At 68.1% G+C, this 19,476-nt stretch carries 26 protein-coding genes; 8 read left to right on the forward strand and 18 right to left on the reverse strand.

Annotated features, from left to right (window positions below):
* Nucleotides 1–67 precede the first annotated feature (67 nt).
* Genes ACWFRF_RS26495 through ACWFRF_RS26505 form a run of 3 tightly spaced genes read right to left on the reverse strand, consistent with a single transcriptional unit; the run spans nt 68 to nt 3,547 of the window.
* Nucleotides 68–979: an ABC transporter permease gene (locus tag ACWFRF_RS26495; protein WP_378993545.1), complete on the reverse strand. Its 912-nt coding sequence runs from the start codon at nt 977–979 to the stop codon at nt 68–70.
* Complete coding sequence (locus ACWFRF_RS26500; RefSeq protein ID WP_452452777.1) at nt 972–1,994, reverse strand: ABC transporter permease; 1,023 nt, start codon at nt 1,992–1,994, stop codon at nt 972–974. Before ACWFRF_RS26500 ends, ACWFRF_RS26495 begins: the two co-directional genes overlap by 8 nt.
* Nucleotides 1,964–3,547: an ABC transporter substrate-binding protein gene (locus ACWFRF_RS26505; RefSeq protein ID WP_452452779.1), complete on the reverse strand. Its 1,584-nt coding sequence runs from the start codon at nt 3,545–3,547 to the stop codon at nt 1,964–1,966. Before ACWFRF_RS26505 ends, ACWFRF_RS26500 begins: the two co-directional genes overlap by 31 nt.
* Before the next feature lie 93 nt (nt 3,548–3,640).
* Between ACWFRF_RS26505 and ACWFRF_RS26510 the strand changes: the two genes are divergently transcribed.
* Nucleotides 3,641–3,973 carry an ArsR/SmtB family transcription factor gene (locus ACWFRF_RS26510; protein WP_378632642.1) on the forward strand — a complete coding sequence of 111 codons (333 nt, stop codon included), beginning with the start codon at nt 3,641–3,643 and terminating at the stop codon, nt 3,971–3,973.
* Between the two features lie 94 nt (nt 3,974–4,067).
* Here ACWFRF_RS26510 and ACWFRF_RS26515 read toward each other — a convergent pair whose 3' ends face one another.
* The 4 genes from ACWFRF_RS26515 to ACWFRF_RS26530 form a co-directional block, all read right to left on the reverse strand.
* Complete coding sequence (locus tag ACWFRF_RS26515; protein ID WP_378993548.1) at nt 4,068–4,376, reverse strand: antibiotic biosynthesis monooxygenase family protein; 309 nt, start codon at nt 4,374–4,376, stop codon at nt 4,068–4,070.
* A gap of 17 nt (nt 4,377–4,393) precedes the next feature.
* Nucleotides 4,394–4,840 carry a hypothetical protein gene (locus tag ACWFRF_RS26520; RefSeq protein WP_378993549.1) on the reverse strand — a complete coding sequence of 149 codons (447 nt, stop codon included), beginning with the start codon at nt 4,838–4,840 and terminating at the stop codon, nt 4,394–4,396.
* A gap of 73 nt (nt 4,841–4,913) precedes the next feature.
* A complete protein-coding gene (locus ACWFRF_RS26525; protein WP_452452782.1) occupies nt 4,914–5,336 on the reverse strand; it encodes a MarR family winged helix-turn-helix transcriptional regulator in 423 nt (140 codons plus the stop codon).
* Nucleotides 5,337–5,483: 147 nt separating this feature from the next.
* On the reverse strand, nt 5,484–5,801 hold the full coding sequence (locus ACWFRF_RS26530; protein ID WP_101466068.1) for a hypothetical protein: 318 nt from the start codon (nt 5,799–5,801) through the stop codon (nt 5,484–5,486).
* A 189-nt stretch (nt 5,802–5,990) separates the two neighbouring features.
* On the opposite strand from ACWFRF_RS26530, the gene ACWFRF_RS26535 reads away from it, so the two are divergent.
* Nucleotides 5,991–6,848, forward strand: coding sequence for an Ig-like domain-containing protein (locus ACWFRF_RS26535; protein ID WP_452452784.1), 858 nt, complete (start codon nt 5,991–5,993; stop codon nt 6,846–6,848).
* A gap of 25 nt (nt 6,849–6,873) precedes the next feature.
* On the opposite strand, the gene rsgA is transcribed toward ACWFRF_RS26535, so the two are convergent.
* Both rsgA and aroA read right to left on the reverse strand, forming a co-directional pair.
* Nucleotides 6,874–7,755: a ribosome small subunit-dependent GTPase A gene (gene rsgA, locus ACWFRF_RS26540; protein WP_378993552.1), complete on the reverse strand. Its 882-nt coding sequence runs from the start codon at nt 7,753–7,755 to the stop codon at nt 6,874–6,876.
* 119 nt (nt 7,756–7,874) lie between these two features.
* A complete protein-coding gene (aroA, locus tag ACWFRF_RS26545; protein ID WP_452452786.1) occupies nt 7,875–9,167 on the reverse strand; it encodes a 3-phosphoshikimate 1-carboxyvinyltransferase in 1,293 nt (430 codons plus the stop codon).
* Between the two features lie 112 nt (nt 9,168–9,279).
* Here aroA and ACWFRF_RS26550 point away from each other — a divergent pair, with 112 nt between their 5' ends.
* A complete protein-coding gene (locus ACWFRF_RS26550) occupies nt 9,280–10,065 on the forward strand; it encodes an SOS response-associated peptidase (RefSeq protein WP_379312576.1) in 786 nt (261 codons plus the stop codon).
* A 27-nt stretch (nt 10,066–10,092) separates the two neighbouring features.
* Here ACWFRF_RS26550 and ACWFRF_RS26555 read toward each other — a convergent pair whose 3' ends face one another.
* Both ACWFRF_RS26555 and ybaK read right to left on the reverse strand, forming a co-directional pair.
* A complete protein-coding gene (locus ACWFRF_RS26555) occupies nt 10,093–10,404 on the reverse strand; it encodes a hypothetical protein (protein WP_378993555.1) in 312 nt (103 codons plus the stop codon).
* A gap of 87 nt (nt 10,405–10,491) precedes the next feature.
* Nucleotides 10,492–10,968: a Cys-tRNA(Pro) deacylase gene (ybaK, locus tag ACWFRF_RS26560; protein WP_449963976.1), complete on the reverse strand. Its 477-nt coding sequence runs from the start codon at nt 10,966–10,968 to the stop codon at nt 10,492–10,494.
* Between the two features lie 164 nt (nt 10,969–11,132).
* Between ybaK and ACWFRF_RS26565 the strand changes: the two genes are divergently transcribed.
* Both ACWFRF_RS26565 and rsrA read left to right on the forward strand, forming a co-directional pair.
* A complete protein-coding gene (locus ACWFRF_RS26565; protein ID WP_378993574.1) occupies nt 11,133–11,846 on the forward strand; it encodes a sigma-70 family RNA polymerase sigma factor in 714 nt (237 codons plus the stop codon).
* 20 nt (nt 11,847–11,866) lie between these two features.
* A complete protein-coding gene (rsrA, locus tag ACWFRF_RS26570) occupies nt 11,867–12,124 on the forward strand; it encodes a mycothiol system anti-sigma-R factor (protein WP_378993575.1) in 258 nt (85 codons plus the stop codon).
* Between the two features lie 78 nt (nt 12,125–12,202).
* Here the strand turns inward: rsrA and ACWFRF_RS26575 are convergent, their stop codons facing one another.
* Nucleotides 12,203–12,277, reverse strand: coding sequence for a 50S ribosomal protein bL37 (locus tag ACWFRF_RS26575; RefSeq protein ID WP_022597109.1), 75 nt, complete (start codon nt 12,275–12,277; stop codon nt 12,203–12,205).
* Nucleotides 12,278–12,362: 85 nt separating this feature from the next.
* Between ACWFRF_RS26575 and ACWFRF_RS26580 the strand changes: the two genes are divergently transcribed.
* The gene (locus ACWFRF_RS26580; protein WP_378632681.1) at nt 12,363–12,578 is read left to right on the forward strand and encodes a biotin/lipoyl-binding carrier protein; all 216 of its coding nucleotides are present in this window, start codon (nt 12,363–12,365) and stop codon (nt 12,576–12,578) included.
* Between the two features lie 31 nt (nt 12,579–12,609).
* Nucleotides 12,610–14,124, forward strand: coding sequence for a sensor histidine kinase (locus ACWFRF_RS26585; RefSeq protein WP_379312578.1), 1,515 nt, complete (start codon nt 12,610–12,612; stop codon nt 14,122–14,124).
* A gap of 114 nt (nt 14,125–14,238) precedes the next feature.
* On the opposite strand, the gene ACWFRF_RS26590 is transcribed toward ACWFRF_RS26585, so the two are convergent.
* On the reverse strand, nt 14,239–14,493 hold the full coding sequence (locus ACWFRF_RS26590) for a WhiB family transcriptional regulator (protein ID WP_022567051.1): 255 nt from the start codon (nt 14,491–14,493) through the stop codon (nt 14,239–14,241).
* A 251-nt stretch (nt 14,494–14,744) separates the two neighbouring features.
* On the reverse strand, nt 14,745–15,689 hold the full coding sequence (locus ACWFRF_RS26595; RefSeq protein ID WP_378632685.1) for a diacylglycerol/lipid kinase family protein: 945 nt from the start codon (nt 15,687–15,689) through the stop codon (nt 14,745–14,747).
* A 139-nt stretch (nt 15,690–15,828) separates the two neighbouring features.
* Between ACWFRF_RS26595 and ACWFRF_RS26600 the strand changes: the two genes are divergently transcribed.
* Nucleotides 15,829–16,233: a hypothetical protein gene (locus tag ACWFRF_RS26600; protein ID WP_378652422.1), complete on the forward strand. Its 405-nt coding sequence runs from the start codon at nt 15,829–15,831 to the stop codon at nt 16,231–16,233.
* Nucleotide 16,234: 1 nt separating this feature from the next.
* Here the strand turns inward: ACWFRF_RS26600 and ACWFRF_RS26605 are convergent, their stop codons facing one another.
* From ACWFRF_RS26605 to ACWFRF_RS26620, 4 genes are read right to left on the reverse strand one after another with little or no spacing between them, the layout of a single operon-like run.
* The gene (locus ACWFRF_RS26605) at nt 16,235–16,912 is read right to left on the reverse strand and encodes an endonuclease V (RefSeq protein ID WP_378993558.1); all 678 of its coding nucleotides are present in this window, start codon (nt 16,910–16,912) and stop codon (nt 16,235–16,237) included.
* Nucleotides 16,913–16,915: 3 nt separating this feature from the next.
* Complete coding sequence (locus ACWFRF_RS26610) at nt 16,916–17,401, reverse strand: GNAT family N-acetyltransferase (RefSeq protein WP_378993559.1); 486 nt, start codon at nt 17,399–17,401, stop codon at nt 16,916–16,918.
* On the reverse strand, nt 17,398–18,015 hold the full coding sequence (locus tag ACWFRF_RS26615; RefSeq protein ID WP_378993560.1) for an acid phosphatase: 618 nt from the start codon (nt 18,013–18,015) through the stop codon (nt 17,398–17,400). The genes ACWFRF_RS26610 and ACWFRF_RS26615 overlap by 4 nt, the downstream gene beginning before the upstream one ends.
* Before the next feature lie 23 nt (nt 18,016–18,038).
* A complete protein-coding gene (locus ACWFRF_RS26620) occupies nt 18,039–19,274 on the reverse strand; it encodes an Rv3212 family protein (protein ID WP_379312582.1) in 1,236 nt (411 codons plus the stop codon).
* Nucleotides 19,275–19,476: the final 202 nt, after the last annotated feature.

Here is a 19,476-nt window from a genome sequence, read left to right on the forward strand (position 1 = left end):
TCGGCGGTCGCCGCAGCGCGACGTCGGCCATGGCATCCCGGGATCGGCGGGTCTTGCCATGCTCGGTTCATCGCGGCATCCGTGCAGGTTTCGGCGGGGCCAGCAACCCGCGGAGTGACGATCCCGAGACGGCGACCGCCACCGTCGTCAGCACCAGGAATCCAGCGGGGAAGACCAGCGTCCACCACCCGCCCAGCAGCAGCGACGTGCGCGCTTCCTCCAGCAGTGTGCCCAGGCTCGGCTCGTGCGGCGGCAGTCCGAACCCGAGGAACGACAAGGTCGACTCGTGCCAAATCGCGTGCGGGAGAAGCAGAACCACCGCGATCAACGCCTGCGGGGCGACGGCGGGCAGCAGATGTCTGACCAGCAGGTGAGCGCGACTCGCACCTGCGAGCACCGCCGCGGACACGTACTCGCGCTCGCGCAGACTCAAGCTCTCCGCCCGCACGATCCGCGCCACCTGCACCCAGTGCGTGAGTCCGATCGACAACACCACCGCCAGCGCGTTTCCCCGGAACAGCGCCACGATCACGATTCCGAGCAGCAGATGCGGCAGCGCGTTCGCGGTATCGGCGAAGCGCATGATCACCCGATCCACCCACCCACCGGCCAGCGCGGAGACAGCACCGACCAGCACCCCGATCACCGTCGACACCGCAGCCGCACACGCCGCGACCACCAGCGAGGTCCGCAATGCCGCCGCGATTCGCACGAACAGCGACCGCCCGGCCGAGTCGGTCCCGAACCACCACTGTCCGGACGGTGCCTGCCGTGCGCTCGCGAAGTCGGTCAGCCGATCGTCGACCCCACCGATCCACGGCACCGTCACCGCGTACAGCACCACCGCGGCCAGCACCGCCAGCGCGACACAAAGCCGCCGCTCACCGCCCGCTGACGCCCAGCAGGCACCGCGCCGCCCCTCGGCAGCTTCGCGCGGGACGTCGCGTGCACGAACGCGCAGGCGATACCGCTCACCCATCGGCGCGCACCCTCGGATCGAGCAGCACCACCGCGACATCGGCGAGCAGCGAGCCGAGCATCACCGCGCAGGTCGTGCCGACAGTCAGCACGGCAAGCAGCGCCATGTCCAGATCCTTCGCGGATTGCACGAACGCACCGGCGATCCCCGGCCACGAGAAGATCTCCTCCACCAGCACCGCCCCGACCACGACCTCCGGCAGTCGCGCGCCGAGGATCGTCACGAACGGGGCCAGCGAGGCAGGCAGGATGTGCTTGCGGGTGATCGTCGCGGGGTCGATGCCGCGCGTGGCGGCACCGACCACGAAATCCTCACCGCGATTGCCCGACACCGATTCCCGCACGGCCAGCAGGAGCCACGGCACCTGTGAGACGGCCAACGCGGCAGCGGGCATCACGAGATGTCGCGCCACCTGACCGACCCCGGCCTCGGCCCCGGCGTCGGTGAGCCCGGCAGGCGGCAACCAGCCGAGTCCGACCGCGAACACGCCGATCGAGGCCAGCGACACCACGAACGGCGGTAGCCCCTGCATCACCACACACGACGTGGTGACCAGCCGATCGATCACCCCACCGCGATGCATGCCCGCCCAGACGCCCGCGCCGAGCGCGACGGCGATCGCCACGCTCATCGCGATCACGACCAGCAGCACTGTCCACGGAATCCGTTGGGCGAGCAGGGTACTCACCGGCTGGGCGAACCCGCGGGAAACGCCGAGGTCGCCGCTGAACAGGTCGCCGATCCAGCGTCCGTACAGCTGGTACCACGACGCGTCCAGCCCGAGCTGATCGGTGAGCATCGCCCGATCCGACGCACTCGTCGTCTCGTAGCGGGCGCCGAGATAGCCGACCAGCGGGTCGAACGGCGACACCGCCGCCGCGGCGAAGAGCGCGGCCGACACCGCGGCGAGCACCGGAATCAACGCCGCCAGTCGCCACCCGACCATGGCCCGGAGGCCGCGTCCGCGAACGCGACTGCGCCCCATCAGCGGGTCCAGGTCTGCAGCGACCACCATGGTCCCCAGGTGACGCCGTGCGCGTGCGGCTCGAGAATCGGTCCCGACATCGTCCAGGGAGAATCCTTCACCACATAGGTGTGATCGAGATGGACCAGGAAGACGTGGCTCGGATCCTGGGCATACCGGCTCTGTACCTCCCGGTACGCGGCGGCGCGCACCACGGGATCGACACTGCGCCGCGCGGTGTCGAGTCGCGCGTCGATCGCGGGATCCGCGTGCCTGCTCGCATTGTCGTACGGGCTACCCGCACTCGGGTCGAGCAGCGGCGAGTGCAGGGTGTTGTAGGCCTGGGTGTCGGGATCGTAGGGCTCGCTCCCGCCGCCGAGCAGAATCCCGGCCTGTGCGATGCGCGGCTCGATCCGATCCCAGGACAGCGCCTCGAGATCGACCTCGATACCCACCCGCCGCGCATCGGAGGCGAAAGCCAGTGCGAGGTCACGGCGCAACGTGTCGGTGGAGTTGTACATCACGGTGAATCGCGCGCGCACGCCGTCTTTCGCGCGCACGCCGTCGGCGCCGGCCCGCCATCGCGCACCGTCGAGGATCTGCTCGGCACGCGCGCGATCGAAGGCGAAAGCGACCGCCGGGTTGTGGGATTCGCCGTAGACCTCGGCGAAAGGCGTGTAGGCCGGGCGACCGTAGCCGCCGAGGATGTTGTCGATCATCGCTTGCCGGTCCACCGCGTAGTTCAGTGCCAGCCGGACGGCCGGGTCGCCGGCGACCGGATCGCGCTCGGGCATCGACACACCGCGCCAATCCGCGGAAGTGTTGGCCTGCACCGACATCCGTTGTTCGAAGGTGGCGGCCAGCAGGGGCGGCAGTGACGTTCCGTCGAGTTCACCGGCGGCCATCCGCTGCGCGCGGGTGTTGTCGTCGGGCACGTAGAGCACAGTCAGCCGCTTGACCGAAGGCACACCACCCCAGTAGCTTTCGTTCGCTTCGAACACCGCTCTCGTCGGCTCCAGTGTTGTGAGCCGATAGGGGCCGGTGCCGATCGGGGCGGTATTGAGCGGTGATTCGGTCGCGGGTCCCGGTGTCGAGACGGACTCCGACGGCACGATCCCGATCAGCAGCTTGGTCGGGAAGGCGGCATAGGGATGACGCAGGGTGAACCGCACCGACAGCGGATCGACGGCGTCGACCCGGTCGATCATCGAAAACGACGACCGCACCTCCGAGGCCGACGCCGGATCCAGAATCGCCCGGTAGGTCGCCACCACGTCGGCGGCGTCGAACGCCGACCCGTCACTGAACCGCACGCCGGGGCGCAGCGGCGCCGTCCAGACAGTCGCGTCGGCGTCGGGCGTCGGCAATGCCGTTGCCAGGGCGGGCTCGAAACCGGGCAGGCCGGTGCCGCCGGTGAGGCGCAGCAATCCGTCGTAGACCTTGGCCTCGCCGGCCGCGCCGTACCCGGCGACGGGGTTGTACCCGCCCAGCTCATACGCGTCGGCGAGCACGAGCGAGTCGATGGACCCGCTGCCGGGCGCTCCGCACGATGTCAACACGACCGCCAGCGCGGCTCCTACAGCGAACAGCGGCCGAGTGCGCATCCATCATCCCTACATGTTTATCTGAACAGATGAACAGATAATAGTCGCGGGCGGCGCCGTCCTGTCCACTCGGCGATTAAGCTGGGCACCGCCATGGGAGAGCCACGCACACTGCACGGGTCGCCGGTCGAACTCGGCCGTCGCGCGATCGGCGACGTCGAGATCAGGGAATGGGCGCAGCGCTTCGACCTGCTGTCGGACCCCGGCCGCCTGGAAATCCTGCTGTGTCTGCACCGCTCGCCGGGCATCAGCGTCGGCGAACTGGCCGCCGCGGTCGGCCGCAACGAGAATGCGATCTCCCAGGCGCTACGCGTGCTGCGGCACGAGGGGTGCGTCACCTCGAGTCGCGAAGGCCGATCGGTCACCAACCGGCTCACCGACCCGATCATCCACGAAATTCTCCACACCATCGGCGCGAAGCACTGACGTCGAGAATCCACTGCTCGCAGGATTCGGCCGCGCCGGAACCCGCCTCGGCAGGGCCGTCGCGGGGTTCCGGCGCATGGTGAATGCTTGTCGCTCAGGAGAACTCGGCGACCACCTCGTACAGGGCGGGGTTGGCGCGAGCGACCTGACGCGCCTGGTCGACCGAGGCGACGACCGTCGGGTTGAGTCCGGCGGCCTCGCAGGCCTCGGCACTGTCCCAGTGCGCGATGTTCACCAGCTGGAATCGCGAATCGGGCAGCAAGGCACGGTGCAGGCGGACATCGCGGAAACCGGGGGCGGTGCGCATGTGCGCGGCTCGTTCGCGCCACTGCGCGACGAATCCCTCGATGTCGTCGGCGGAAACCTCGATCACATTGATGAAAGTGACACCCTGGTCGGTCATGGGGAGCTCCTGTTCGGTCACGCGGCGGATCCGGGACGGACGATCATGAGAACGACCACGGCCGTCCACAGCAGGTTGTAGATGCCCGCGAGCATCGACAGCACCCGCAGGCGCTTGCCGTCGTCGGGCTGGTCGAGGGCTTCGCGCTGCATCGGAACGATCTGCACGGCGAGCAGCCCGCCTGCCACCGCGGTCGTCACCATCGCGGTGGTGATCCAGATTTCGTTCATCCGGCCCTGGATCGTGGCCAGCACGATGCCGATCACCGGCACGATGATGGCGAGTTTCGCGTAGTTCCCGGTGATCCGGTGCATGGCGGCCGCGACCGGCCTGCTGCGCACCGATTCCGGATCGGGCGCGCCCGCGACCGGCGCGTACCGGGGAAAAAGACTGGTGGCGACCGCTGAGCCGCCGACGAAGACGATGCCCGCGAGCACATGCACGGACAACAAGACGTGTTCCAACTACCGACTCCCTCCGACCTTCAATGTGCTTGAAGCCTAGCTCGAGTTTCAGCCACATTGAAGGTCGGATTCGTCACGCCTCGGGTCGAGGGGGAATCGTCCCGGCGAACGCGTCGACGATCGCTGCTCCGACCCGCCGCAGAATCGGATCCGATTCTGCCCCGAACAGCTGGGTGTCCACCCGCGCCACCGCTTGACGCGCCTGCGCGAGCAGCTCCGCGCCCGCCTCCGTCAGCTCGATCGCCGACGCCGACCCCGCCCGCGCCGTCCGATCCTGCACCAATCCCGCCCCCACCAGCCCCTTTACCGCGGCGTGCACACTCTGCACGCTCGTCCCCGACATCCGCGCCAACTCGCTGAACGAGGCCCCGGGCACCCCATTGATATGCCCGAGCAACCCCAGCCGAGCCACCGTCAAATCCAGCGCCCCCAACTCGGCCCCCAACGCCGCCTCCACCCGCCGCGACATCGTGATCACCAAAATGCTCGGGCTCATAGCCGGCGGTCCAGGACGCTCGTTCTCGGTGGTCACCCCCTCATTTTCCCGCACGACACCCCGATAGTCGTGTTCCGGGAGCCGTATTCACTCCGCGTCCGCGAAATAGCCTCGGGGCCCAGCGAGTTCGCTGGGCGCCTCGCCGGCTCAGGCAGGGAGGGCGGGGAGGGTTCTCGTGTGGGTGATCTCGGGGGTGACGGTGATGATGTCGCAGGCGGCGACGATGCGGTGGGGGAGGTCGGAGCCGAGGTGGGTGAGGCTGGGGGTGACGATCGCGGCGGCTTCGGTGGTGGTGACCACGTCGAGCAGGCGGCCGATCGGGTCGGCGGTGCGGTCACTGAAGACGACGGTCTTGGTGAAGCGGTAGCCCAGGCGTTCGGCTAGGGAACGGATCTGCGTTTCGTCCCAGGACTGGGCGACACCCGAGATGTCGCGGCGCAGGTAACCGATCGCCGGTGGCTTCATGGGGATGACGGTACCGGCGGACAGTGTCGTGGTTGTGAACGCGAGCGAACGCGAGTCGAATTCGAAATCTGAACGAGATCTATTTCGGATTTGGATCCGCCGGGGACCATGGCGTGATCTACTGCTCGCCACTCGGGCGTATCAGCGCCTCGACGACGTCGAGGGCGTCCGGCACGTAGTTGGAGACAGATGATGGTGGACAGAAGAGTGCAGCGCGCGGCCGTTTTCGCCGCCGCGGCGGGGCTGGCGATGACGGCGTTTCCCGGCTCGGCCGTAGCCGCTCCGGGATCGATCACCTGGGATGACGGCAACAGCCATTTCACCCGAACGGTATCGAACACCAACCCGGTGGTCGGCGACACGGTCACCGTGACCACGAAGTTCGAACGCACCGGCATCCCGGTGGAATACATCTACTCGATCAAGGACCTGCACCCGGCGTGCCTGACGCCGGTCGCGGGCTCGGCGAAGATGTCGGGTGACGCGGTCTCGATCGACACGTCGTCGTCGGACTGGATCCGCGCCGAGTTCGGCATCACCAAATACCCGGTGTACCCGAATATCTCGCCGAAGTCGCAGACCTTCGAGATCCAGTACAAGGTCGGCGTGAACTGCGCCCGCGACACCCCGCTGCCGACCTCGATGCACTACGGCGGGTCTCTCGGCGACGGCATCTACCAGGCCAAGGGACCGGCCATCACAGTGTCGGGCGACGCCGTGTCCAGCACCGCCATCACCGCGGTGTCGGGTGCGCAGGTCGGCAAGGCCGTCACGCTGGAAGCGAGCGTGACCCCGGCCGCGGCGGGCGGCACGATCCAGTTCAAGGCGGGCGACAACGTGCTCGGCGACATCCCGGTCGGCGCGAACGGCAAGGCGAGCATCGTCTGGACGCCGGGCGCCCCGGGTGCCTACAGCATCGGCGCGGCCTTCTCCGGGCGCAGCGGAGTGGCGGGTTCGTCGAGCACCGCGACGGTGACCGTGGCCGAGGTGCCGACCGACGGTGGCGGCGGTGGCGGCGGGGTCGACACGGGGTCGTTCAGCTTCTGAGCGTCACCCGGCACGGAATCGGTTGCTACCAAGCATCGTTGGCGATCAGGGCGGTCAGCAGCGTGCGAATCGCGGCGACCCGCCGTTCCGTGCCGGGCAGCTGATCGAGCGCGCATTCCGGATCGGCAGGCGGCCCGAGATGGGTACAGCCGCGCGGACAGTCCTCGATGGCACCGGCGAGGTCGGTGAACGAGGCGATCACATCGTCGGGCGTGATGTGGGCGAGGCCGAACGAACGCACGCCCGGGGTGTCGATCACCCAGCCGCCTTCGGGTAGCGGTAGCGCCACCGACTGGGTGGAGGTGTGCTTGCCCTTGCCGACGCCGGACACCTCGCCCACCGCCCGATAGGCATCGGGCACCAGACGATTCACCATCGTCGACTTGCCGACACCGGAGTGCCCGATCAGCGCGGTGAGCCGGTCGTTCAAGATCTCCAGCACCGGCTCCATCGGGTCGTCGATGCCCGCGTAGAGGATCTTCAGATCGAGACCGTCGAAGGCGGAAGCGAATTCGGATTCCGAGACCAGGTCGCGTTTGGTGAGCACCAGAATCGGTTCCAGCCCACCGGCGTAGGCAGCCACCATCGCCCGCTCGACGAAACCGGTGCGCGGTGGCGGATCGGCCAGCGCCACCACGATGAACAACTGCTGGGCATTGGCGACGACGATGCGTTCGAACGGATCGGTGTCGTCGGCGGTGCGGCGCAGCACGGTGCTGCGCTCGCTCACCCGCACGATCCTGGCCAGGCTGTCGGGCCTGCCGGTGAGGTCGCCGACCACGTCGACCTGATCGCCCACGACGATCGGGGTGCGGCCCAGTTCACGGGCGCGCATGGCGACGATGCGCCGGTCGGCGTCCCCGTCGAGCACGCAACCCCAGCGGCCGCGGTCGACGGCCACCACCATGGCGGGCTCGGCGTCGGCGTGCTGGGGACGGGTCTTGGTGCGGGGACGCGACGACGCCTTACCCGGGCGTACCCGGACGTCGGATTCGTCGTAGCTGGCTGAGGATCGCCCCTGGCGGCTCAGCGCGCCACTCCGTCACTGGATAACGCGGGAGCCAGCATCTGCTCCCACAGTGCGACGAAGGTCGGCAGGGTCTTGGCGGTGGTGCCGATGTCCTCGATCTCCACCCCCGGCACGCGCAGGCCCAGAATCGCGCCGGCGGTGGCCATCCGGTGATCGGCGTAGGAGTGCCACTGTCCGCCGTGCAGCGGGGTGGGCACGATCTCGAGGCCGTCCTCGGTCTCGGTGACATTGCCGCCGAGCCGATTGATCTCGGCGGAAAGTGCTGCGAGACGGTCTGTTTCGTGTCCGCGTAGGTGGGCGATGCCACGCAGTCGCGAGGGAGAATCGGCCAGTGCGGCCAGCGCGGCGACGGTGGGGGTGAGTTCGCCGACGTCGTGCAGGTCGATGTCGATGCCCGCCAGGCGTTCCGGACCGTGCACGGTGAGGACGCCGTCGAAGATGCGGGCCTCGGCGCCCATCCGGACGAGGATCTCGCGGATCACGTCACCGGGCTGGGTGGTGCCGCGCGGCCACATCGGGATGCTCACCTCGCCGCCGGTCACCGCGGCCGCCGCCAGGAACGGGGTGGCGTTGGACAGGTCGGGCTCGATGTCCCAGTCGACCGCGCGGATCGGGCCGGGCGCCACGGTCCAGGTCTGGGCGTTGCCGGAATCGGCCGGGGTCTGCACGGCCACATCGGCGCGGCGCAGCATCTCGACCGTCATCTCGATGTGCGGCATCGACGGCAGTGCCTTGCCGTCGTGGTGGACGGTGATGCCCTCGTCGAAGCGGGCGGCCGAGAGCAGCAGCCCCGACACGAACTGCGAGGAACCCGACGCGTCGATGGTGACGGTGCCGCCGCGCAGCGCGCCGGTGCCGTGTACGACGAAGGGCAGCGCGTCACCGTCGACATCGAGACCGAGCTTGCGCAGGGCGTCGAGAATGGTGGACAGCGGACGCAACTTCGCCTGCTCGTCGCCGAAGAACGCGACATCGCCCGTGGCGAGTGCGGCGGCGGGCGGCAGGAATCGCATGATGGTGCCCGCCAGCCCGCAGTCGACAGCGGCACTGCGCAGGGGCGCCGGGGTGATCTCGAGGATCTCGGCGTCGCCGGTGATCTCGGTGCCGAGGGCGCGCAGGGCCCCGATCATCAGATCGGTGTCGCGGCTGCGCAGGGCGCCGGTGAGCGTGGACGGCCCATCGGCCAGTGCGGCCAGGATGAGCGCGCGGTTGGTGATGGACTTCGATCCGGGCAGGGTCACGGTCGCGTGGACGGGGACCTCGATATGGGGCGCAGGCCAGAAACTCACGTCCCCATCTTCGCTTATGTGCGGTTCGGACGCACCGGTGGTGCGCTTTTTCGGCGTGGGGTGGCGTCGTCGGCGGTGCCTGATGTCGGTGCCCGCGCGTATCTTGACCTTTATGTGTGGACGATATGCGACGACCACGAATCCGGGCCGGTTGGCGGCCGAACTGGACGCTGTCGACGAGACGGGGCTCGACGAGCCGGACGCCGCTGTCAGCTACAACGTCGCGCCGACCACACAGGTGCTCACGGTCGTGGAGCGGCACGCGCACGGCGAACCCGACGACGATCCGCGGCTGCGGATCCGGCGGATGCGCTGGGGCCTGATCCCGCACTGGACCAAGGCGGCCGAACCCGGCGTGCCCGCCAAGGGGAAACCGCTGTTCAACGCGCGCGCCGACAAGGCGACCACCGCGCCCTCGTTCCGCGATTCGGCCAAGCACAAGCGCTGCCTCGTGCCGATGGACGGCTGGTACGAGTGGCTGGTCGAGCCGTCACCGACCGGCAAGGGCAAGGCGGTGAAGCGGCCCTTCTATATGTCGCACAGTGACGGTTCCCTGCTCTATATGGCCGGGCTCTGGTCGGTCTGGCGGGACCGCAGCCTGCCCGATGCCGAGCCGCTCATGTCGTGCACGATCCTGACCACCGACGCGAGCGGCGAGCTGGCAGGCATCCACGACCGGATGCCGTTGCCGATGCCGCGCGAACACTGGGACGCCTGGCTCGACCCGGATCACCCGGCGCCCGCCGATCTGCTGCGACCGCCCTCGCAGGCGGAGCTGGCGACGATCGTGGCGCGCCCGGTCTCCACCCTGGTCAACAATGTGCGCAACAACGGGCCCGAACTCCTGGTGCCCGACGGGTCATGCGACGACAAGGCCGGGCAGACCACAGTGTTGTGATCGTGCCCGGCCTCGGGTAGCAGTTCCTCAGAGCGAGCAGGGCACCGAGTCGGTGGCGATGTTCAACCCGCACTTGATGACTCCCGTGATCAGATCGATCACCTCGGTGGCGACCCCACCGCCGAGCTTTTCGGCCTTCTCGGCCTTCTCGTCGGTCTCGGGTGCGGTCTTCGGCGAACTCTTCGGCGTGGTGCCCTGGCCGTTGAGCGGATAGTCGCCGGGCTCGGCCTGCGACGGCGGAACCACCTGCGGAACCGCGGTGGCCGGAGCTATAGCGGCAGCGCCGAAAGTGATTACCAGGGCACCGGACAGGGCGGCGATCGTCGAACGAGCGGACATTTTCGCATCACATCCTCGGGTCGAATCGGTCGTACCGGGCGCAGAATGCGTCGAAGTGATTCGGAACGAGGCGCCGACTGGATTGCCTCAGCTGGTGATCGGGGCGGTGACGGCCGCGCAGGCACGCACCAGATCCGCGGGCGCCAACTCGATTTCGAGCCCGCGTTTGCCCGCGCTGCACAGCACCCGATCCCAGTCGAGCGCGGAGGCGTCGACAACAGTGGGCAACTTCTTGCGCTGACCCAGCGGCGAAACCCCGCCCAGCACATAGCCGGTGGTGCGCTCGGCCTTGGTCTTGTCGGCCATGCTCGCCTTCGGCGCGCCGAGCGCGGCGGCCGCCGCCTTCAACGACAGCCGCGCGGGCACCGGCAGAACGGCCACCGCGAGCGTGCCGGATGAGAGTTCGATCACCAGTGTCTTGAAGATCTGCTCGGCTCGCACTCCCAGTTCGTCGCCGAGTGCGTCGACGGCCTCGTCGCCATAGGAGTCGGCGCGTGGATCGTGGGAATAGGAATGCACCGTGTGCGCGATACCGCTGAGGGCCTTGATCGCGGGAGTCGACATAAGCGGTCACCTTAATCGCGGCCACGCCCGGTCCGGCAACCAGATTTCCGCCGGTGTGGGAACACGAATGCGGGGGTGCATGTTGCACACAAGTGACAAGCCAACGCGGCCAGAGACGACGTGAAGGAGAGATAGTGACACTGCTGCTCGAGGAGCGTCCTGTCCTGCCACGGGGTGCGCGATTGCCAGTCGATTCCGTCGTGCCGGTAGATTCGGCTACTACGGCGATCGAAGGGATTGGTGTGACGAGCGACGACGACGTGGTGTCCGACGGTGCGTCCGGCACGGAAGTCGACGAAGCCGAGCTGGCGGCCCGGTTCGAGCGTGATGCGCTCCCGATGATCGACCAGCTCTACGGCGCCGCCCTGCGGATGACCAGGAACCCGGCCGATGCCGAGGACCTGGTGCAGGAGACGTTCGTGAAGGCGTTCCAGGGGTTCAAGTCGTTCCGGGAAGGCACCAATCTGCGTGCCTGGCTGTACCGGATCCTGACCAACACCTACATCAACTCCTACCGCAAGAAGCAGCGCCAGCCCGCGCAGTACCCGACCGACGAGATCACCGACTGGCAGCTGGCGGCCACCGCCGAGCACTCCTCGGTGGGTCTGCGCTCGGCCGAGGTGGAGGCGCTGGACGCCCTGCCCGACGACCAGATCAAGTCCGCGCTACAGCAGCTGCCGGAGGAATTCCGGATGGCGGTGTACTACGCCGATGTCGAAGGCTTCCCGTACAAGGAAATCGCCGACATCATGGGCACCCCCATCGGTACCGTGATGTCTCGGCTGCACCGTGGACGCAAGCAGCTCAAGGGCCTGCTCGCCGATGTGGCGCGCGAACGTGGATTCGACCGTGGGGAACGCCAGGAGGTAGTCAAGTGAGTGACGATCCCGATCTCGACATGGACTGCACCGCGGTCCTCGCGGATGTGTGGCTCATGCTCGACAACGAGTGCGATCAGGCCACTCGGCAGCGCTTGCAGGAGCACATGGACCACTGCAGCCCGTGCATCGAGGCCTATGGCATCGAGGAGAAGATCAAGGGTCTGCTCAGCCGCAAATGCGGTGGCGAGCACGCTCCCGAAGGCCTGCGCGACCGGCTGAAGCTGGAGATCCACCGGACGATCTCGGTGACCAGGATTGAGACCACCGAAGGCTGATCAGCCCGGATACGGAAACAGCACGCTCTCAGTAGCTTCTGAGAGCGTGCTGTTGTCGTCTGTGCGCAGCGGCACGACTCAAGCGTTAGGACGCTTGCCGTGGTTTGCGGCGTTGCCCTTGCGGCTGCGCTTCTTACGTCCACGCTTACCCATGGGAGCTCCCTTCTCTGTCTGGTCGAGAGCCATTGTTTCACGTGTGGTTGGCTGTAGCTTCGGCGGATACTAACGAAGGGGTGCCATGCCTGAAGAAGTGCGCGCGGAGATGGTCTCGACCGTGCTCGCTGTCGAGGTCACCGTGGGCGAACACGTCCGGGTCGACCAGACACTGGTGCTGCTGGAATCGATGAAGATGGAGATCCCGGTGCTCACCGAGGTCGAGGGCGACATCACGTCGGTCGACGTCAGCCCGGGCCAGGTTCTCCAGGCGGGCGACCTCATCGCCACCATCGCGTAACTCACCCGAGCAACGAAGCGGTAGATCCAGCGTGGCAACACTGAGCGAGCTCCTGGCCGAACACACCGACCTTCCCGGCATCGCCGTGGACCATCTGCAACGGGTGGTGGGCGATTGGCAGTTGCTCGCCGACCTCTCGTTCTCCGATCTGCTGCTGTGGGTGGGCGCGGGCCCGGTCGTCGACGGTTCCGATGTGGTGTGTGTGGCCCAGATCCGGCCCACGACCGCGCCGACCGTGCATCTCGACGACAAGGTCGACACCACCGCCTCGCGCACCGACTTCCCGCAGGTCTTCGATGCCCTGCTCAGCGGACACACGGTGCGCACCGACACCGAGGTCGAGGTGAGCGGGGTCTATCACCCGAGCCCGGTGCACGCGGTGCGCGAAGCGATTCCGGTGCGCTGCGGCGACGATGTGATCGCCGTGCTCAGCCGCGATTCCGACCTGGCGCGCTCGCGGGTCCGCAGCACCCTCGAAACGGCGTATGTGTCGTGCGCCGACGATCTGTGCCAGATGATCGCCGACGGCAGTTTCCCGACGCCCGAGGATCGGGCGGCCACGCATTCCAGCCCGCGCGCGGGCGACGGATTCATCCGCCTCGATACCGACGGCATCGTCGTCTACGCGAGCCCGAACGCGCTCTCGGCCTATCACCGGATGGGGATGCAGGCCGATCTCGTCGGCCAGGATCTCGCGGTGACCACCCGCTCGCTGATCACCGATCCGTTCGACGCCCAGGAAGTGGTGGCCGATATCCAGGCCGCGCTCGCCGGGCGAACCGGGCGCCGGATGGAGGTCGAGGCGCGCGGGGCGACGGTGCTGTTGCGCACCCTGGTGCTGCGTCCGGGCGGGGAACTGGCCGGGCCCGCGGTGCTGGTGCGCGATGTCACCGAGGTGAAGCGGCGCGATCGCGCGCTGTTGAGCAAGGACGCCACGATCCGTGAGATCCACCACCGGGTGAAGAACAATCTGCAGACCGTGGCGGCGCTGCTGCGATTGCAGGCGCGCCGCACCGAGAACCCGGAAGCTCAAGTGGCGCTGACGGAATCGGTGCGACGGGTCACCTCCATCGCCTCGGTGCACGAGATGCTGTCGATGTCGGTGGACGAGGAAGTCGACCTCGACGAGGTCATCGACCGGCTGCTGCCGATCATGGCCGATGTGGCGACGGTGCACACCGCGCGGATCAAGGTGCGCCGCGCGGGTTCGCTCGGGGTGTTCTCCGCCGAACGGGCGACGCCGCTGGTGATGGTCTTGACGGAACTGGTGCAGAACGCGATCGAGCACGCCTTCGACGCGGGGGAGAACGGTACCGTGACGATTCGCTCGGAACGGTCGGCTCGCTGGCTCGACGTGATCATCTCCGACGACGGCCGTGGCCTGCCGTCAGGGTTCAGTCTGGAAGGTTCCGACCGGTTGGGTTTGCAGATCGTGCGCACCCTGGTGACCTCGGAACTGGGTGGCTCGATCGGCTTGCATCCGGGTGCCGATGTGGGCACCGATGCGGTGTTGCGGGTTCCGCTCGGACGCCGTTCCGGGCGCTGAGGCTACGGAAACCTCAGGTGGGCAACAATAAACCCGGCACCGTGAAGGTGCCGGGTTCTCACACATGCGTTACCGGACCGGGGCTGATGGCCCGGCAACGCCAGGTCCGTCGATTCAGACGGAGGTACGCGTACGGGTGCGCGCGTTGCGCCGCTTGAGCGCGCGACGCTCGTCTTCGCTCATTCCACCCCACACGCCGGCATCCTGTCCGGACTTGAGGGCCCATGACAGGCAATCGGCCGTGACGGGGCAGCGGGCGCAGACCAGCTTGGCATCGGCAATCTGCGCGAGCGCAGGACCACTGTTACCCACCGGGAAGAACAGTTCGGGGTCCTCATCGCGACAGATGGCCTTGTGGCGCCAGTCCATTCCTCTGCTCCTTTGCGAGGGCGCCACAAAGGGCGCCTGTAGTTAGTGGATCGTTCACTTGTGCGACTCGAATGTTTCCGCACGGTTGCTTGTGAATGCTTTCACGATCACCGTAGATGTCAATAGGTCTCCGGCGCACCGTGGGGGAGATCACGCTCTAGGCCCCCACAAGGGGAACCTGCCCGGTCCTTTGTACTCGCGTCTCCGGGTTTTCGCAGCGCAACCAGGAGATTTTTCTTGCCGTCCGGTGGTCAGGACGGCTTGGGTGCCACCACGTCGAGCACGCTGGGGACGGATGTGAAATGCACCATCTTGCGTTTTCCGATGAAGTCGCCATCGATTTGCAGGCCGATCTCCTGGCCCGTCTCGATTCGCACGGACGGCACGTCGTCGGCGCGGAAAAGTATGGGCGACTTGGGGTTTCCATTCTCGGCCAGCAACTGCCGCGCAAGCAGCAGTGTGCGGGTCACACTCATCGACCGCACCGCGAACACGCCGAGGCCCGATTCGAAGGTGGTGGTGGGATTCGTGCGAATCGGGCGGTCCTCGAGATAGGTCCACGGACTCGAATTCGTGACGAAGGCGTAATAGACCTCCTCGACCGGATCCCGTCCTGTTACCTCGAGGGTGACGCTCGGATCCTGCCGCCGAGCCCGGAAGAACTGCCGGACCGTGGTGCGCAGATAGCGCGCGGGCGTCGCCTTGCGGCCCTTGGCGCGCGCGGTGTCGATCGACTCGCACACATCGGCGTCGAGGCCGACGCCCGCGCTGAAGGTGAACCATCGGTCGTCGGCGAGACCGAGCCCGATCCGGCGGTCGGCATCGCGCGCCAGCAGATCGATGAGCTGGTTGGTTGCTGTCACCGGATCGGGGGAGATGCCGAGCGCGCGCGCGAAGACGTTCGCCGAGCCGCCCGGGATGATCCCGAGACGTGGGCGCCACACCTGGTCGTCGCCGACCTGGGGCACCGGCAGGAAGCCGTTGATGGTCTCGTTGACCGTCCCATCGCCACCGTGCACGACGATCAGGTCCATCTCCTGCGTCGATGCCCACTGGGCCAGTTCGGCCGCGTGGCCGCGATGCTGGGTGTGCGCAACGGTCAGCTGCGTTCGGCTCTCCAAGGCGTGAGCGAGCAGATCCCGGGTGGCCGGGGTCGTCGAGGTGGCATTGGGATTGACAATGAGCAACGTCCGCACAGTGCCGAGGGTAGTGCGCGCGGGCGAACACCCGGCGCGCGCCGGGCGCCACGACACGTCGTCGTAGGCTGGGCACGTGGCAGAGCAGGACGTGACAGACGGTGACCAGCGCGAGGGCGGCGACCAGGTGTCGACCGGTATCCCGACGACAGTGCGGGTGGCCGGTGGGCTGGTTTCGCTGGAGGGGCTGGCCGGGGTGGTGACCGCGATCGTGCTGATCGTGCGGGCGCTGACCGGACACGATCAGTCCGCGGCCAGCGGGGTCGGCACCGCGATCTGGTTCGGGGTGCTGTTCGGCGGGGTGCTCGCCGCGGGCATCGGGCTGCTGCGCGGCAAACGCTGGGGGCGGGCCATCGCGGTCATCGCGAACGTGTTGCTGTTGCCGGTGGCCTGGTCGTTGCTGACCGACTCACATCAGCCGCTGTGGGGAAGCTTGCTCGGGCTCGTGGCGGTCGCCGGATTGGCCGCGCTGTTCGCCCCCGCCACGAGTCGATTCATGGCTCAGGACTACGGCGAGATCCCCGAGGACGACGAGCGTCCGTAGGTCAGGCCGTGGCCGCGCGCAGTGCCTGGCGGCACAGGTGGTCGGCTCGGCGGGTGGTCTCGGGTTGCCGGAAACCCCGCGTGAGGGCAAGTACCCGGTCGCAGGCGGTGTCGAGGTCGATGCGGTGGCCGACCGAGACGAACAGTGGCTTCACCTCGTCGCGCGTGCGCAGCGCGCGACCGACGACCTCGCCGTCGATCGTCACGTCGCTGGCGTCACCGCGGCGCGGCCCCGGCGCGCGGTATTCGCCCCACACCGATTTGGCGACACCGATGGTCGGAATTCCGGTGAGCAATCCGACGTGACACGCCAATCCGAAACGCCGGGGATGCGCCACACCTTGTGCGTCACACACGAGTAGATCCGGTGTGACAGTGAGCTTTTCCAATGCGGCAACCGTTGCGGGCAGTTCCCGGAACGCGAGTAGCCCGGGCACATAAGGGAATTCCGAAATGCCGTGTGCGACTGCCGATTCCACCGTTTCCATGGTGGCGATGTCGATAATTACCGCGGCCGTCGCGACGGTGCCGTCGTCGGCATACGCCGAATCAATTCCGGCCGCCGTCGAAAATTGCGGCGGCGCGGGGTTTTCGGTGGATACCGAAGGGCGGAGTTCGTCCTGGAGGGCGATCGCCTCGTCGGGCGTTCGTGGCCAATCGTGGGGCAACGCGATGCGCACGGTTCAGCTCGCGGTGGCGGCCAGCGCCGACAGTTCGGCACCGGCGAGTCGATAGCCGATCCACTCGTCTTGCGGTGCGGCGCCGAGAGATCGGTAGAACTCGATCGACGGCGTGTTCCAGGTGAGCACCGACCACGACACCCGGCTGTAGCCGTGTTCGACCGCTTCGGCGGCCAGCGCCGCGATCAAGGCGCGGCCGAGCCCCGTACCGCGGGTCTCGGGTCGCACGTACAGGTCCTCCAGGTAGATGCCGTGCACGCCGTCCCAGGTGGAGTAGTTCAGGAACCAGATGGCACAGCCGACCACGTCACCATCGTTCTCGGCGACATGCGCGAAGAGCGCGGGGGCAGGCCCGAACAGCGCGGACCGCAACTGCTCCGGGGTGAGCGTGCACTCGGCGGGAGCCTTCTCGTACTCGGCCAGATCGTGGACGAGCCCGACCATCGCCGGCACGTCGGCGGGGGTGGCGCGGCGGACGAATGCGCTCATCGGTGGACTCCTTCGATCGGCTCGGTGCGGGTCGTCAGGTTGTGGCCCCAGATGGAGCGGGCGTCGTGGTCGAAGCCGAGCACACTCACCGCACCGGTCGACATCGCGAAGCGGCGTCCCTCACGCACCGCGAACTCCGCCCAGCGCGCGATCAGCACCCGCGAGAAGTGCCCGTGACCGACCAGGACCACGTCGCGCCGCGCCAGCTCCGGCTCCGCCCGGGCGAGTACCCGATCGGCCCTGGCGCCCACCTGTTCGGCCGTCTCCCCGCCGGGCACGGGCGCGGTCCACACCGTCCAGCCGGGGACGGTCTCGCGGATCTGCGCGGTCGTGATGCCCTCGTACTCGCCGTAGTTCCACTCGACCAGATCGTCGTCGACCTCGATCGGCGACAGACCTGCCAGTTCGGCGGTGTGTCGCGCCCGCAGGCGCGGACTGGTGAAGCACAGCGGATCGCGCAGGTCGAGGGATTTCAGCACCAGCCCGGCCGCGACGGCCTGGGTTTCGCCCAGCTCGGTCAGCGGCAAGTCGGTGAAGCTGGTGTGCTTGCGCTGACTCGACCACTCGGTTTCGCCGTGGCGCAGCAGGACCAGGCGGGCATCGGGTGTGGACATGGTTCCATCATGGCAGTGCGGGTTCAGCCGAGCGCGTAGAGCTGTCCGCCGCGGCGTTCGAAGACCGTGTTGCCCAGGACGGCGGTGGAGATGGTGTCGCCGCGGTAGTCGGTGCGCGCGAGCGGGATCTGGGCGACGGTCGCGCCGTTGCCGCTGTCCACCGCGAGCTGCCCGTCGGGGACCGGGACCAGCAGCCTGCCCGCCATCAGGGCGGGGGTGCCTAGTGCGTCGCGCACCGTCCAGACCGGCTGTAATGAGCTGGAGCTCAAGGCGATCAGGCTGTTGCCGGTGAAGACGTAGATGGCCGAGCCGAGACGGGTCACCGTGGTGCGCTCGTCCCACGGGGCGGCGAGCTGGTAGGTCGCGATCTCGTTGCCGGTGCCGTCGTGCACGGCGATCCTGGCCGGCAGCCCGAGGCCGGTGGCGGTCGCGGGCGTCGGCGGGTAGTAGACCGCGATCTTGTTGTCCGACACCGCGATCACCCGCATCTGCGGCGCGTCGGCACCCGGTGCGGTGAGCACCCGCGAGCCGTATTCCTCGGGGGCGGTCGATTCCTTCGGCGCCGGATTGAGCACGGTCAGCCGGTCGGTCGCGTCACCCGGGCAGCGCTCGAGCACGGCCAGCCGCGAGGAACTCGACGCGGCCGACCGCAGGGCACATCCGTTGCGCGGCTGGGTGTTCGGATTCACCGGGGCATCCACGTAGCCGTACTCGAGCGTGCGTACCAGATCCGAACGCCACATCTCCAGCCGGTTCGCGCCGAGCGCCAGCAGGTAGGTGCCGTCACCGCTGACACGGATCTCGTCGTCCATGTAGCTGCTGCGCGCGACCCGGCGCGCACCGGTATCGGCCTCGAGCATCACGGACTGGCTGCACCCACGCTGATCGCGATAGGTCGCGATCACGGTCCCGAACTGCGACTCGACCCCGCACAGCGGCATATCCCGGCGATACCACCACAGCTGATTGCCGGTGAGCGGATCGCGCCCACTCACGGTGCCGTGGTCGCCGGTCACCACCACATTGCCCGACGTGAGCGCGCGCCTGCTCGACTCGTCGGCGGCGTGCCACTGCTCGCGCAAGGTGGTGGGCAGCTGGGTGGCCGCGGTGATGGTGGGGGCGGGGGAGGCCGCCGTCACCGAATCCGTTCCGGTGGCATCGGCGCGCGCCCATACGACGAACGCCGCCACCACGAGGGTGACGGCGATCGCGACTGCTACGAAGATATCGGCGCGCGTCCGCCGTTCGGGTGCGAGCACGAAGGCGACACTAGCCGATCGGCATCACTGGGCCGAGTTCGCCGTCGTGTGCGGGGGTGACGGGTTCTGGGGTGGGGATTCGGGCTTCGGTAGTCCCAGGTCGGTTCGACTGTGTTTGTCGGCGCGCTGGCGCGCGCGTGTCCGCGGCCCTGAGGGGCCGCCGGTCAGGCACCGGGGCTTGCTCCTTCGTCGCCTACGCCCC

It is taken from the genome of Nocardia sp. NPDC055165, assembly GCF_053606985.1.

What these genes read in the sequence shown, in the direction of transcription:
- ACWFRF_RS26495 (WP_378993545.1), bottom strand. Translation starts at nt 979, where the DNA reads ATGGGTGAGCGGTATCGCCTGCGCGTTCGTGCACGCGACGTCCCGCGC.
- ACWFRF_RS26500 (WP_452452777.1), bottom strand. Translation starts at nt 1,994, where the DNA reads ATGGTGGTCGCTGCAGACCTGGACCCGCTGATGGGGCGCAGTCGCGTT.
- ACWFRF_RS26505 (WP_452452779.1), bottom strand. Translation starts at nt 3,547, where the DNA reads ATGCGCACTCGGCCGCTGTTCGCTGTAGGAGCCGCGCTGGCGGTCGTG.
- ACWFRF_RS26510 (WP_378632642.1), top strand. Translation starts at nt 3,641, where the DNA reads ATGGGAGAGCCACGCACACTGCACGGGTCGCCGGTCGAACTCGGCCGT.
- ACWFRF_RS26515 (WP_378993548.1), bottom strand. Translation starts at nt 4,376, where the DNA reads ATGACCGACCAGGGTGTCACTTTCATCAATGTGATCGAGGTTTCCGCC.
- ACWFRF_RS26525 (WP_452452782.1), bottom strand. Translation starts at nt 5,336, where the DNA reads ATGAGCCCGAGCATTTTGGTGATCACGATGTCGCGGCGGGTGGAGGCG.
- ACWFRF_RS26530 (WP_101466068.1), bottom strand. Translation starts at nt 5,801, where the DNA reads ATGAAGCCACCGGCGATCGGTTACCTGCGCCGCGACATCTCGGGTGTC.
- ACWFRF_RS26535 (WP_452452784.1), top strand. Translation starts at nt 5,991, where the DNA reads ATGATGGTGGACAGAAGAGTGCAGCGCGCGGCCGTTTTCGCCGCCGCG.
- rsgA (WP_378993552.1), bottom strand. Translation starts at nt 7,755, where the DNA reads ATGGTGGTGGCCGTCGACCGCGGCCGCTGGGGTTGCGTGCTCGACGGG.
- ACWFRF_RS26550 (WP_379312576.1), top strand. Translation starts at nt 9,280, where the DNA reads ATGTGTGGACGATATGCGACGACCACGAATCCGGGCCGGTTGGCGGCC.
- ACWFRF_RS26555 (WP_378993555.1), bottom strand. Translation starts at nt 10,404, where the DNA reads ATGTCCGCTCGTTCGACGATCGCCGCCCTGTCCGGTGCCCTGGTAATC.
- ybaK (WP_449963976.1), bottom strand. Translation starts at nt 10,968, where the DNA reads ATGTCGACTCCCGCGATCAAGGCCCTCAGCGGTATCGCGCACACGGTG.
- rsrA (WP_378993575.1), top strand. Translation starts at nt 11,867, where the DNA reads ATGGACTGCACCGCGGTCCTCGCGGATGTGTGGCTCATGCTCGACAAC.
- ACWFRF_RS26580 (WP_378632681.1), top strand. Translation starts at nt 12,363, where the DNA reads ATGCCTGAAGAAGTGCGCGCGGAGATGGTCTCGACCGTGCTCGCTGTC.
- ACWFRF_RS26590 (WP_022567051.1), bottom strand. Translation starts at nt 14,493, where the DNA reads ATGGACTGGCGCCACAAGGCCATCTGTCGCGATGAGGACCCCGAACTG.
- ACWFRF_RS26610 (WP_378993559.1), bottom strand. Translation starts at nt 17,401, where the DNA reads ATGAGCGCATTCGTCCGCCGCGCCACCCCCGCCGACGTGCCGGCGATG.
- ACWFRF_RS26615 (WP_378993560.1), bottom strand. Translation starts at nt 18,015, where the DNA reads ATGTCCACACCCGATGCCCGCCTGGTCCTGCTGCGCCACGGCGAAACC.